The sequence below is a fragment of the Kitasatospora sp. NPDC059599 genome (assembly GCF_042735125.1).
In the GTDB taxonomy this organism is placed as follows: domain Bacteria; phylum Actinomycetota; class Actinomycetes; order Streptomycetales; family Streptomycetaceae; genus Kitasatospora.
Map to the genome: position 1 here is coordinate 1 of NZ_JBHWCL010000111.1, position 12,799 is coordinate 12,799.

A 12,799-nucleotide genomic window follows, 5' to 3' on the forward strand; every position below is an offset into this window, starting at 1 on the left:
CCCTCCCATCCCCCCAATGGGCCGGGGGGTGGCGGGGACGCCCCCCGCCCACCACGCGGCAGCCGATCAGCTCAGCACACGGCAACCCGGCGGATCTGGACACGACACTGAGCGGCAGCCCCGGCGCCACCGGGTGGTAGTGCTAATGCCCACCCGATCCTTCCGCAGGATTGCACCTCATCCTTGATCCTTCTGCGGGATGGGGGCTGGCTCGTGGGCGCTGACCGGAGCAGCAGGGGCAGCTGGGCGCGGCGGGACGGCGCCACCGACACGGACGCCTGGCCAGAAGCCGCCCTTGCAGATCTCCGGAGATCACGTAATGCTGATCACTCATAACATTGAGCAACCTCCGGGAGTTAGCCATGGCCGACCAGCCCACCGGTATTGAAGAGCAGCCCGGCACCGCTGACGAGGGAATCCGGCAGATCCCGGCGGCGATCCGAGTGGAACAGCCGCCCACCGTGACGGAGGCTCGCGACAAGCTGCTGGCAGCCATCGGCGCCGAAGCCCAGCTCGTCTCGGAGAAGTCCGCCGGGCAGGCGTCTGCGGCGCTGGTGGAACTCGCCCGGGCCTACGCCCTGGTGACCCCCGAGCTCACGCCAGTCGCCACTCTCACCCCGCGGGCCCAGTACTCAAGCAGGATTGACGCGATCGCCCAGTTTGACCTCATGCGTCGCCTTCCGCCGGCACAGGAGGGGGATAGTCTGCCGAAAATTGATGACATTGCACCAGTGTTGGAAGCATCGGAAGGACCGGATCTGCCCCTGTGAGGACCCCTTCCTCACTTACGGTCCTCTCCACGGGCGACATCCTGACCGCCTGACTCCGCCTCAAGGCCGCGATCACCGCGCAGTGACGCGCTGCCTGGCAACGATACCGGGCGACGCGCATGCACAAGGCTGACCGCCACAAGGAGACAGGGACCTAGCGGAAGACCAGCCCCCAGTAGTAGCTGGTAGGACAGCAAGCACGAGCGGGCGTGGTCGGAGTTCGACCACAGCCGCTCCCGAGCTGCGGAACCTACATGTCAGGCGGCCATCGCAGGCAGCGCGCGGAGACGCTCGCGGAACGCGGCGACGGCGGGTTCCGCCTGGTAGGGCTTGAGATAGCCGTCGAACTTGGTGAGACGGCTGACGGCGCGCACGGAGTGGACCTGGGTTTCGAGGAGGCCAAGGCCACGGTTGGCGGCGTCGAGGGCGCCATCGAGGTCTCTACCGGCGAGGCGGGCGGTGGCGAGGCGTCCGGCGCGGACGGCCTGGTCGCGGGGGACGGCGTGGTCGATCGAGGAGGCCAGCGCGCTGGTGGCCCGGTCGACCTGGCCGGCGCGGAGCATGATCTTGCCCTCGGTGGAGCTGAGCTGGGCGTCCCCATACCAGGAGAGCCAGCTCGGGAGCTGGTCACCGCCGTTCCTGGACCACAGGTCATGGGCGCGGTTGAGGGCGGAGCCGGCCTTCTGGTGCTGGCCGTCGCGGGACAGGCTCTCGGCGTGGTGGAGCTCGAGGTAGCTGCGGACGCCGGACTGCATCGTCGACGGGGTGTTGGCGAGGGCGGTCTCGACCTGGGCGACGCGCTCGGCGGGGTTGCCGGCGTCGGAAAGGTGGACGCCCATCTCGGCGAGCAGGAAACCGCCGAGGGCGTCGTCGCCGATGGTCTTGGCAGCGCGCAGAGCTCCGAGGTAGTACTGCTGGCCCGCTGAACGCAGGCCGCTGTCGTAGGCCATCCAGCCTGCGATGTAGTTGACCTGGGCGGCCAGGCCGAGAAGGCGGGCTTCGACAGCTTCGGTGTGGCGGCCGTGCTTGAGCAGGGTCGTGATGATGGCGAGGTCGCCTCGGGCCTGTTCGATGAGGCGGGCGCCGCCCATCTGCGCGTCCAGGCTCTGGAGGGTTGCGACGCGGGCTTCGAGGGTGTTGACCATGGAGTCCGTCACCTGGTCGCCGTCCAGGGCGGAGGCGAACGCGGGCGAGGCGGACGCCCAGCTCGCGGCGACGGTGGCCATGGCGGCCCCGGTGATGGTGAGAAAGCCTCGCCGATCCATATGACCACTCCTGACCAGTTCCACCAGTACGTCCACGGTACCGACCTTCGTCCACGGCGCCGTGATGCCGGCCACCTCCCAGACCGGGAGCCACCTCGGCCACGGATTGGCAACCAGCGTACGGGGATTGACGCCGAGAAGGTCAGCCAGGACGAACTGCGCGTCCGGCTCGGGCTCCTGCCCCTGCTCCCACTTCCATACCAGCGTCCGGTTGGTCGCCAGGTGGATCTTCAGCGCGGCGCCGTGGTCGCGCATCATGCGCGCGAACTGGATCTTTCCCCACCCGCGTAACCGCATCAGGTGGGTAAGCGGGTGGACTGCCAGAACGTCTGAGCTCATCTCAACCCCCGGCGATTCATGACCTGTTGGTGAGCGTACTGCTACCCGCTGTGGCACGGGCCGCATCGAGGAGAAACCCCCCAGAAACGTTCCGGGTTGCGCTGCGGCACGGCGACGCTGTACCGCACCGGTCAGCCCCTGGAGGCCGACGAGGGGAGGAGCCATGAAGGCAGTTGAGAGGCCGGATCAGAGCCATCAGGGCAGGCATCGCGGCGCACACCGCGACCCGGTGGGGACCACGCTCACCGCGCTGTGGGGCCTGGGCCACGTCGTCACCCTCGCGCTGCTCGGGGTCGCCGCCGACCACCAGCTCAGCACCGATCACCCGATCGCGGCACCGCCCGCACGGTCCCTTCCCGATCACGACCCGGCCGTCTGAAGCCCTGGCCCACGCTGCCGCGACGGCCCTTCGTGAACCCCGCTCCCCCCGAACGCCTTGGAGGACAAGCACCGTGCCACGCCTGCCAGCACCACCGATTCTCCCGCGCGACCCGGAGGCATCGGCCGAAGCCGCCCTCTTCGCCCGTCGCACCGCGGTCGTCACCGGCGCCGCCGGATTCATCGGCTCGCACCTGTGCAAGCGCCTGCTGGACCTCGGCGCGGAGGTGGTCGGCGTCGACAACCTGCTGACCGGCCGCCTCGACAACCTCTCGGGCCTGCGCCCGGCCGGTGGCTTCCGCTTCCAGACCGACGACGTGACCCAGCCGTTCGCCGTAGCCGGGCCGGTCGACTTCGTCTTTCACCTGGCCTCCCCCGCCTCGCCGCTGGACTACGCCCGCCACCCGCTGGCCACCCTGAAGGTCGGCGCGATAGGCACGCTCAACACCCTCGAGTTGGCCGACGCCAAGCACGCCCGGTTCCTGCTCGCCTCGACCTCCGAGGTGTACGGCGACCCGCTCGTCCACCCGCAGCCCGAGCAGTACTGGGGCAACGTCAACCCGGTCGGCCCCCGCAGCGTCTACGACGAGGCCAAGCGGTACGCCGAGGCTCTGACCTCCTGCTTCCAGCGCTCCGGCGGCACCCGCACCCGCATCGTGCGGATCTTCAACACCTACGGTCCGAGGATGCGTGCCGACGACGGCCGCGCGGTGCCCGCCTTCATCCAGCAGGCGCTGGCGGGCGAGCCGATCACGGTTGCCGGCGACGGCAGTCAGACCCGCTCGCTGTGCTTCGTGGCCGACACCGTCGCCGGTCTGCTCGCCGCCGCCGCAGCGGAGCACGCCGACCCGGTGAACCTGGGCAACCCGCACGAGATCACCATGCTGCAGCTCGCCGAGGAGATCCGGGCGATGACCGGCTCCACGTCCGAGATCACCTTCGTCCCGCTGCCTGCCGACGACCCCAAGCGTCGCTGCCCCGACATCACCGCCGCCCGCGCCCACCTCGACTGGGAGCCCACCACCCACCTGCGCGACGGCCTGCGCCAGACCGTCGACTGGGCCCAGCAGCACTTCCCCCGCCGGTCCACTGCCACCACCGGAAGGAGCGCCTCGTGAAGGTCTCCCCGCGCCCGCTGCCCGCGATCGTCTGCGGGGTCGACGACGGATACGCCCGCCCGCTGCGGACGCTGATGCACTCGATCGCCGCCGCCCACCCGGGCACCGTCGGCGAGCTTCGCCTGGTCGTCCTCGACCAGCAGATCAGCGAGACCAACCGGGAGGCGATCCTGCGGGACGCCGACCGCATCGGCCTGCGTACCGAGCTGCGGTCGGCACCGGTGACCGACCCGCGCTACCCCGTCTCCGACTGGGTCAGTGGCGCCGTGTACGTGCGTCTTGCCATCCCGGAGGTCATCCCTGACGAGCGGCGGGTGCTGTACCTGGACGCCGACACCGTGGTGCTCGGCGACCTCCGGCCGCTGCTGCGGCAGTCCCTGGACGGGCGTCCGGTCGGCGCGGTGCGCGACCCGCAGAATCCGGTCGTCGGCCGCGGCATCCAGCTGCCCGGCTGGGACCAGCTCGGCGTCCCGTACGGCCGGGACTACTTCAACAGCGGCGTCATGCTCATCGACCTCGCCCGGTGTCAGCGGCTCGGCGTCTTCGAACGCTCCCGGCAGTTCCTGTCCGAGCACCCGGACAAGGTCAGGTTCTGGGACCAGGATGCCCTGAACTGGGCCGTCGACGACAACTGGCAGCGGCTGGACCGGCGGTGGAACACCTTCGCCATGTCGCCACAGGCCGCGCAGCCCGATTTCATCCACTACGCCGAGGTCGACAGCCCGCTCGCCCAGCTCCTCCAGGACGAGAAGACTGCTGCACTCGTGCACTTCGCCGGCCCCGACAAACCCTGGCAGGCCAGCTACCCGGCGGGCCAGCTCCGGGACACCTACCGCCTGTTCCACGACTACGTCGCCGACGGCAGCACCGAGTGAATACGAAACAGCACAAGTCGCTGTGGCGGAGCCCGACCTGGTGGATCGCCGCCGCCGTGGCCGCGCGCAACGTCAACGGGCTGCGGCAGGTCCGCCGGACGCTGGCCTGGGCCGACCGGCCTGCGCCGGCCGGGAACCGGAGGGCGGTGGAGCCGATGGTGTTGCACGTCATCGTCCCGGTGCTGCGGGAGCAACAGCAGATCGCCGCCGCGCTGGCATGGTTCGTCCCGCTCCTGCGTGACCTCCCCGGATCGACGCTGACCCTGGTGACCACCGCCCGCGAGGAGACCGAGCGGCATCACCTGGCTGCCCGACTGGCGGGGGCGACGGCGGCCGACCTCACGGTGGAGCGCTTCCCGCAGCTGACCGGCGACGAGCTGACCGCCCTCGGCGAGGCCCTGACCGGCACCGGCGAGGGCTCGCTGACCGGTGCCCTGGCGGCCGAGGTGCTGTCCGGCTTCCCCACCACTGCGGACGTCGTCTCAGCGGAACTCGCGCGCCTGCCGCAGTCCGACCCGCTGGTCCGGCACGTCCACTACCGGGGCGGCGGGCGCAAGGCCGCGCAGGTGAATGCCGCCGTCGAACAACTCGCCATTGCCGACGCGGACCAGGAGTACATCGCCGTCTACGACGTGGACTCCCGCCCGAGCCGCGAGCTGTTGGAGCGGACCGCCGTGTTCCTGGCCCGCCGCCGGGCCGACGGCGGCGAACTCCCGTGCGTCGTTCAGCAGTCCGCCCGCTTCGCCACCCAGAGTGCGGCCGACGCCTGGTGGGAGCGGAGCCTGTGCCGAGGCGCCGCCCGCGCCCAGACCCTGTGGACCCTGCGACGAGAGATCCCCAACCTCCGCCGGTATGCCGACGCCGCCCGCCGCCCGCACACCGACCCCGGTCTGCCGGGGCTGGCCCAGACCGTCGGCCACGGTCTCCTCGTTCGTGTGGACGTCTTTCGGCAGGTCGGTGGCCTGCCCACCTTCACCGTGCTCGACGACGTCGCATTCGGCTACAGGCTCACCCTGGGCGGCGTCCCGGTGGACAGCCTGCCCTTCACCACCACCGTGCCGGCGGCCGAGTACGTGAGCGAGCTGCTGGCCCAGAGCGGGCGCTGGTTCCAGAGCTACCTCGACTACCCGCAGTGCGCCGCCCGCTGGCACGCCGAAGGCCACGGCCGCCGCCGTGACCACGCGGCGGCCCTGACCATCGGCGCCTACCGGGGCATGGCGTGGCTGCTGGTCTCGCCCGCCACCGCGCTCTGCCTGGCCCTCGCGCTCGGCCCGCGCACGCGCCTGCCCGTCCGGGCGGCGGCTGCGACGGCACTCTGGGCGGCCACAGTCGCACCGGTCCGCGCACTCGCCACAGTCGAAGGTCGTCCCCTGACGGGGCGGGAGACCGCCGCGCGGAGCGCGGAGACGCTGGCCGGGCTCCTGCTCAAGAGTGTCGGCCCGCTGACGGCCCTCAGCCGCTGGGTGGTCACTGGCACCCGGCACACCACGCTCGCCCCCAAGAGCAACCGCCGCACCGCCCCATCCACCACCACGGACAGGGAGTTCGCGTGATCCTCGGCATCGAGGGCGTCAGCTGCGTCGGCAAGACCACACTGGCCGCCCAGCTCGCCCCCCACCTCCACCGGCCCGCCGTCATCCCCTGCTACTACCACGCCAGCCCCGACCCGACCCTGCTGCCGGCCCCCGAGCCGTTCACGGCAGAGCACCAGTTGACCAACATCGCCCAGTTCCTGGACGTCGAGGACCTGCGGCTCGGCCGGGCCAGGCAAGCCCTCGCCGAGGGCCGGGACGTGATCCTCGACCGCACCGTGGACACCCTGCTCGCCCACGCCCACGCCGTCGGCCGGATGCACGGCTTCGACTGCGACGACCAGGCCAGGCGCCTGGTCACCAGCCGGCCGGTGGCGATGCCCGACCTGACAATCGTGCTCACCGCCGCCTCGGACGTGCTCGCCCGCCGGGCCCGCCTGCGCAAGGGCATGCCGACGATCTTCTACGACCGGCACTTCAGCGAGCACTTCAACACCTACCTCGCCCACCCGCTCGCCCCGGCTGTCGCCCTGCTCGACGCCGACGACGGCTCGCTCGACGACCTCACCACCCGTGCCCTCGCCCACGTCCATCGCCACCAGGCCACCCAGCACTGGCCCAGCCCGGCCCCGAGGCCGCACCCGCTCAAGGAGGCGTCGTGAAGGCCGCGATCATCGGCTGCGGCGCCATCGCCAGCCGTTGGGTCCGCTCCCTGCTCGCCGACGGCCGCATCGAGATCACCGCCCTCGTCGACCCCGACCAGCGGGCGGCAGGGGTACTCGCCGCCCGCTACGGGCTGAGCCCGGCCGTCGCCACGACGCTTCCTGAGGTGCTCGCCCAGGCCGAGGCCGACGTCGTCGTCAACCTCACTCCGCCCGAACTCCACTACTCCGTCAGCCGCTCGGCGCTCGCCCAGGGCCTGCACGTCCTGACGGAGAAGCCGCTGGCCCTGGGCCTGCCAGACGCCCTCGACCTCGTCCACCTCGCCCGCGAGCTCGGCCTGCTGCTGGCCGTCATGCATAACCGGGGCGCCGACCCGGGCTTCCTCGCCTTCGCCGACACGGTCCGCTCCGGCGGACATGCGCCCTTCGCAGTCACTGCCGACACCCTGGTCACCCTGCCCGGCCCGGGCTTCCGTGCCGGCCAGCACCTGCCCGTCACCACGGACCTCGCTGTCCACGCGTTCGACCAGGTCCGCGCGCTGGTCACCGCGCCGCCCACCGAAGTGACCTGTACCGAGACGGCGACAGGTTTCCTCGCGGCCCACAGCTCGATCGCCGCGATCACCGTCCACTTCGCCGACGGCTCCCTGTTCACCTACCGCGGCGGGTACATCGTCGACCCGGCGCTGAGGACCGACGCGGGCGGCGACTGGCGGGTGGAGGGCCGGGGCTTCGCCGCCCGGTGGGCTCCGGCCCCCCACCGGGCGCGGAACGCGCCCGAGGCCGGGCCGCCGGCCTACCAGCGGTGCATCACTGCGATGGTCGACGCCCTCCACCACGACGGCCGCCTGCCGGTGCCCGCCGCCGACAACCTCGCCTCGATCGCCCTGCTGGACGCCGCCCTGGCCTCCGCCGCCCACCGCCGTCCCGTCCCCGTCCCGGAGGTGCCCGATGCCCGCCCCTGACAAGGTGATCAACCACCCGCACCCGCTGCTGGTCGACGCGCTCGCCGCAGCGGGCTTCGACGCCACCGGCGCGCACTTCGCCCGGCTCAAGTCCGGCACCGACAGCCTCCCCTTCGCAGCCACGACCCTCGACGGGCACCAGCTGGTCGTCAAGGTCCGCCGCGCGGGCAGCCGCTCGCGCTACCCGACCGCCGCGTGGGCCTCGGCGCACATGCGCGAAGCCGGTATCCCGGCCGCCGAGATCCTCTGGCACAGCCGGGAAGTGTGCGTGGAGACCCTCTGCCCCGGCCGCCCAATCGAAGCTGAGCCGCCCACGCCGCAGGACCTGGAAGCGGCGAGGTGCGCGGGCGAAGTGCTCCGGCGCCTGCACACCATCGAGGTCGGCAGCTTCGGCCAGCTCGACGGCCACGGCATCGGCCAGCACGCCACCATCCAGGGCTGGTTCCTCAGCCTCGCGCCCCGCAACCTCCCGAACATCGACGGCCTCGACCTGCCCCGACTGCTGCACCGGACCCGCTTCATCCTCGACGTCGGATCGGGCCGCCTGCCCCGCAGCACGCCCCGGCTCCTGCACGGAGACTGGGTCGGCCGGCACCTGTTCACCGACGGCCAGCAGATCACCGGCGTCGTCGACCTGGAGAGCGTGCGCGGCGGCGACCCGCTGGCCGAACTCGCCGGCTGGTCCCTGCGCGAACCGGCCCCGATGACCGAGGCCCTGCTCGACGGCTACTTCGACGGCCCGATCCCCGCCGACCGCCTGCTGCCGCTGGTCCTGTTCCGCCTTCGCATCGCCTACTCGCTGCTGCACTTCCACGCTTCCTGCGACGAGCCGGACATGGTCCGGCTGCGGGCCGCCCAACTCCAGGCCGACCTCGACGACCTCGACCACGGCCACCTCGCCGCCATCCCCCGCGTCACCCCCGACGCCGACTCCGACGCGCGCCGCCGCCCGTAACCCCGCCCAGCCCCTGCCCGGAAGGACACCCGTGAACGACCCCTCCGTCACCCTCCCGTTCCCCCGCGAGCCCAAGTACGGGCAGGCCGAGCAGGACGCCGTCCTCAAGCTCCTCGACGACGGCCACCTCTCCGAGATCAACCGGGGCCCGGCCACCAACGCCCTCGAAGCCGCCTTCACCCGCCTCACCGGCACCCGCCACGCGCTGTCGTTCAACTCCGGCACCGCCTCCCTGCACGCCGCCCTCCACGCGGTCGGCGCCAGCCCGGAGGCCGGTGTCGCCGTCTCCCCGATGACCTGGGTCTCCGCCATCACCGCCGTCTTCCAGGCTGGCAGCTACCCCGTCTTCTGCGACATCGAGCCGGACAGCCCGAACATCGCCGCCACCGCCGTCGCCGAGGCCGCCGGCGCCTGCTCCGCGGTCCTCGCCACCCACACCTGGGGCATCCCCGCCCGCATGGACCAGCTCGCCGCCGCCTCCGACCTGCCGATCGTCGAGGACTGCTCTCACGCCCACGGAGCTCTCTACCAGGGCCGCGCGGTCGGCTCCTGGGGTGCGGCCGGATGCTTCAGCCTCCAGGAGTCCAAGGCCGTCTCCGGTGGCGAGGGCGGCGTCCTGACCACCACGGACCGCAAGGTCTACGAGCGGGCCCTCACCCTCGGCCACCACCCCGCCCGCCTGGCCGCCGAGCTCACCCTCCCCGAGCTGAAGCCGTTAGCCACTACCGGCGCCGCCTACAAGTACCGGATGCCCGCCCTGTCCGCCGTCATCGCCCGCCAGCAACTGCGATCACTGCCCGACCGGATGCTGGCCGCCGAGCAGAACCTCGCCACTCTCCGCAAGGTGCTGGAGGAGTGCGACGCGCCCGCCACCTGGCCCTCGATCGGCGAACTGTCGGTGCGCGGCTGGTACGGCACCCCGCTGACAATCAGCGTTCGCGTGCCGGACCCGGCCGAGCTGAGCAAGCGGTTCAAGGCCGCCGGCATCCCCGTCCGCTCCCTGTACGAGGACTGGACACAGGCACCGCTCCTCCAGCGCCCCGAGCTGGCCGCGCGCTTCTGGCCGCACGTGGCCCGCAGCCCCTACCGACCGCCGACCAGCGAGGAACTGCCCAACTTCCACAAGGCGATGCGGCAGATGATCGTCCTCAAGGTGCCGCAGATCCTGGCTCCGGACTACATGGAGCGGGTCGGCGAGACCCTCGCCGCCGTACTGCTCCGCACGCTCGTCACGGCATAGCCGCGAACGCCTCCTGCACGTCCTCGCGCCGCTCGGTCCACCAGGCCAGGAAGCGCTCGGCGGGCAGGAACAAATGGTCGCAGGAGTGGTCGTCGCGGTCGTAGTGGAAGACCAGCTGCCAGTAGTCCGACATGCGCTTCCACCACAGCCGCTCCACCGCGTCCGCCAGTGCCGGAACTGGGATCGGCACGACCGACCGGTAGCCGGCCACGAACGCGGCCGTCCGCTCCAGGTCGAGGAAGCCGTCCTCACCGCCGAACTGCACCGTGGCGGTGCGGGCGACCTCCTCGCCGAACGGGCGCACGCGAATGCGGTCCCAGTCGATCACCCCGGTGATCTTGCCGTCCCGCCACAGCACATTGCGGTGCTGCACGTCACCGTGTGTCCAGCCCACCGGGCCCGGCGCCACCTCGCCGACCGGGCGCTCGCTGCTGTACTTGTCGAGCAGCATCTTGCGCTCGCCCAGCGCCCGGGCCACCTCGGTATCGAAAGCCGTCGGGCCGTCCAGGCCGACGATCAGCGCGAGGAAGCGGTCCGCCTCGGCATGCGCTACGGCCGGGGCGGTCACTAGAGCGCTCACCTGCTCCGGGCTGGCGGGCAGCAGGCGGGCGGTCCGTCCGTCGTTCAGGCTCCGGTGGATCTGGCCTAGCAGGGCACCAAGGTCCCCTACCTGGTCCAGGGTGAGCTCCGTCCCGGGCCGGTGGCTGCCTTCCATCCAGGGGGTCAGGCAGTACCCGCGATCCTCGACCTCCACCACCGTTTCCCCGGAAGCGGCGGCACGAGGCCGGCCGACCGGAACGCCAGCGTTGGCCAGCTCGGTCAGGACCGCCAAGTTCCGGCGTGCGAGCGGCAGCGGCACATCCATGATCCGCTTCAGCGCGAACGCGCCCTCCGCCGTCTCCAACCGCCAGTTGCCGTTCATCAGGCCGTTGGGCAGGAAGCGGCACGCCTGGACCTCACCGAGCCCGAAGGACTCGCCGAGGACCACCAGGTCCTCCTCGATCTTGCTGTAGCGCGAGCCACACGTAGCGTCGTCCATCGCTTCCGTCACCTAAAGCAGGCTATCGGAGGCTGTGACTCGGCGGGCGGTTCAGCTCCAACAGCAGGTCTTGGCTCGTGATACCGGGCGGCGGTCGTCACTGACAGTGCCAGCCGCGGCTCCGGAGTGGGAGCACGAGGCCCGGGACGTGACAGGTCAGCACACTGGCCGCTTCGGGGCGGAGAGGCTGCGCCGCGCAGCAGGAGTATCGGGGGCGGCGCGTCCCAAGTGGCGGTCCACCGGTACTCACCCGGGAAAGGTCGAAGAGTCGTGTTCACCGCTCGCGGAGGACGAGGCCTCGGGCCGCCCCCGTCCAGAACACCGGAGCCTACGGCCAGCAGGTCAGCGGCACCCTCAACCACCTCACCGCCTGGGACTGGGACATGGGCCGCCTGCGGACCCTGCCCGCCCAGGCGTGCCGCCTCCGCCACCGCCCAAGCCGCCTCAAGAACGACCCCGGCCGCTGGACCAATCCTCACCGCCATGTTCCACCTCACCCGCTCACCGGCCGCCCTGATCACCTACCAGCCGCTCGCCGACGAACTCGGCGCCCGCGTCGGCGCCCGCCCGCCCGTGGCCGAGGCGACCGCCGCAGTCCTCGCCAACCGCCGACGGGGACTCCTCCTCGACCCCACGGCCCCGACGCCCGCCAGGCCGGATCGGTCTTCCTCAACCACACGTCACCTCGGTCCAGGCCGCACCATCGTCGGTTGCAGACTGCCGGTCCACACCGACAGCGACGGGCAGTTGCGGGCCAGCGCCGGCTGGCTGCTGGAGCACATCGGCTACCGGCCCGGCCACAATGTCGCCGACGGAATCCGTTGTTCCGAACGCCGGACCCTCACCCGCACCGCCCACGGCGGAGCAACCGCGATGGGCTTCGCCCAGGCGCTCACCGAACTCTCAGCCCAGGTCGAAGCCGCGACCGGGATCACGCTCCATCCCGAGCCGGTGCTGACCGGCACCTGGCCGTAGGAAAGCTAGGGTCAACGCCTCTGCGGAGTGGCAACCCATGACCGCGGGATCTCGTCGTTCCAGCCGTCCTCCTCGGTGAAGGTGGCCGCTCGGCACCCGCGACTGCGATCGGAGCTGTGCACCCAACGCTCGCGGTCCCCGGAGTCGGTCTCGCTGGGCCGGCCACACTTCCGGCACTCATCCCGAGCGGGTTCGCTTGCCACGATCGCCTTGTTCGCCCGCTCCTCGACCTCCTTAACCAGGACTTCGAGCCTGGCAAGCACGTCGCGTCCCGAGATCTCCGGGCTGAGCTCCACCATGCCACGCACGGCGTGCAGCAGCTTGCCGGCCTCGACCGACCTCATGGTCTCCATCATCGCCAGAATGCGCTCGTCCATCGGTCCCCACCCCTGTTCGCGCTCCGGAAGTACAGCAGCAAAGTACAGCAACCAGGCCATCCAGCAACGACCACCGATACCCCTGAAACTGCCCCTGACCTGCATAGATGACCTCATCGACCGTCCAGCCCATAATTCGGGACGAAGAGGCCGTGGGTTCAAATCCCGCCACCCCGACCCAGTGCAGAGGGCCTGCCGGAGAAATCCGGCAGGCCCTCTGTCGTTGTGCACACCCACCGGGGTGACCCCTCCTCAGGGCCCCGGGTGAACCGGTCGACGTCTCGAGTGGCCGACCAACCGGGGAACCTC

At 71.3% G+C, this 12,799-nt stretch carries 13 protein-coding genes; 10 read left to right on the forward strand and 3 right to left on the reverse strand.

Annotation, left to right across the window (positions count from 1 at the left end):
* The first annotated feature begins 362 nt into the window (after nt 1-362).
* Nucleotides 363-770: a hypothetical protein gene (locus ACFV04_RS30700; protein WP_380533938.1), complete on the forward strand. Its 408-nt coding sequence runs from the start codon at nt 363-365 to the stop codon at nt 768-770.
* Nucleotides 771-1,027: 257 nt separating this feature from the next.
* On the opposite strand, the gene ACFV04_RS30705 is transcribed toward ACFV04_RS30700, so the two are convergent.
* Nucleotides 1,028-2,374: a transcriptional regulator gene (locus tag ACFV04_RS30705; RefSeq protein ID WP_380533940.1), complete on the reverse strand. Its 1,347-nt coding sequence runs from the start codon at nt 2,372-2,374 to the stop codon at nt 1,028-1,030.
* 229 nt (nt 2,375-2,603) lie between these two features.
* Between ACFV04_RS30705 and ACFV04_RS30710 the strand changes: the two genes are divergently transcribed.
* The 8 genes from ACFV04_RS30710 (at nt 2,604) to ACFV04_RS30745 (ending at nt 10,099) form a co-directional block, all read left to right on the forward strand.
* Nucleotides 2,604-2,753 carry a hypothetical protein gene (locus tag ACFV04_RS30710; RefSeq protein WP_380533942.1) on the forward strand — a complete coding sequence of 50 codons (150 nt, stop codon included), beginning with the start codon at nt 2,604-2,606 and terminating at the stop codon, nt 2,751-2,753.
* Between the two features lie 97 nt (nt 2,754-2,850).
* Nucleotides 2,851-3,870, forward strand: a complete 1,020-nt coding sequence (locus ACFV04_RS30715; protein ID WP_380533976.1) for an NAD-dependent epimerase/dehydratase family protein — start codon at nt 2,851-2,853, stop codon at nt 3,868-3,870.
* Nucleotides 3,867-4,745, forward strand: a complete 879-nt coding sequence (locus ACFV04_RS30720) for a glycosyltransferase family 8 protein (protein ID WP_380533944.1) — start codon at nt 3,867-3,869, stop codon at nt 4,743-4,745. The genes ACFV04_RS30715 and ACFV04_RS30720 overlap by 4 nt, the downstream gene beginning before the upstream one ends.
* Nucleotides 4,742-6,298, forward strand: coding sequence for a hypothetical protein (locus ACFV04_RS30725; RefSeq protein WP_380533946.1), 1,557 nt, complete (start codon nt 4,742-4,744; stop codon nt 6,296-6,298). Before ACFV04_RS30720 ends, ACFV04_RS30725 begins: the two co-directional genes overlap by 4 nt.
* The gene (locus ACFV04_RS30730; RefSeq protein WP_380533948.1) at nt 6,295-6,939 is read left to right on the forward strand and encodes a hypothetical protein; all 645 of its coding nucleotides are present in this window, start codon (nt 6,295-6,297) and stop codon (nt 6,937-6,939) included. Before ACFV04_RS30725 ends, ACFV04_RS30730 begins: the two co-directional genes overlap by 4 nt.
* Nucleotides 6,936-7,904, forward strand: a complete 969-nt coding sequence (locus tag ACFV04_RS30735; protein WP_380533950.1) for a Gfo/Idh/MocA family protein — start codon at nt 6,936-6,938, stop codon at nt 7,902-7,904. Before ACFV04_RS30730 ends, ACFV04_RS30735 begins: the two co-directional genes overlap by 4 nt.
* Nucleotides 7,891-8,859: a phosphotransferase family protein gene (locus tag ACFV04_RS30740; RefSeq protein ID WP_380533952.1), complete on the forward strand. Its 969-nt coding sequence runs from the start codon at nt 7,891-7,893 to the stop codon at nt 8,857-8,859. The genes ACFV04_RS30735 and ACFV04_RS30740 overlap by 14 nt, the downstream gene beginning before the upstream one ends.
* Before the next feature lie 31 nt (nt 8,860-8,890).
* Complete coding sequence (locus tag ACFV04_RS30745) at nt 8,891-10,099, forward strand: DegT/DnrJ/EryC1/StrS family aminotransferase (protein WP_380533954.1); 1,209 nt, start codon at nt 8,891-8,893, stop codon at nt 10,097-10,099.
* Here the strand turns inward: ACFV04_RS30745 and ACFV04_RS30750 are convergent.
* A complete protein-coding gene (locus ACFV04_RS30750; RefSeq protein WP_380533956.1) occupies nt 10,089-11,150 on the reverse strand; it encodes a homoserine kinase in 1,062 nt (353 codons plus the stop codon). The genes ACFV04_RS30745 and ACFV04_RS30750 overlap by 11 nt on opposite strands.
* 471 nt (nt 11,151-11,621) lie before the next feature.
* Between ACFV04_RS30750 and ACFV04_RS30755 the strand changes: the two genes are divergently transcribed.
* Nucleotides 11,622-12,113 carry a hypothetical protein gene (locus ACFV04_RS30755; protein ID WP_380533958.1) on the forward strand — a complete coding sequence of 164 codons (492 nt, stop codon included), beginning with the start codon at nt 11,622-11,624 and terminating at the stop codon, nt 12,111-12,113.
* A gap of 11 nt (nt 12,114-12,124) precedes the next feature.
* Here the strand turns inward: ACFV04_RS30755 and ACFV04_RS30760 are convergent, their stop codons facing one another.
* The gene (locus tag ACFV04_RS30760; protein WP_380533960.1) at nt 12,125-12,490 is read right to left on the reverse strand and encodes a hypothetical protein; all 366 of its coding nucleotides are present in this window, start codon (nt 12,488-12,490) and stop codon (nt 12,125-12,127) included.
* Nucleotides 12,491-12,799: the final 309 nt, after the last annotated feature.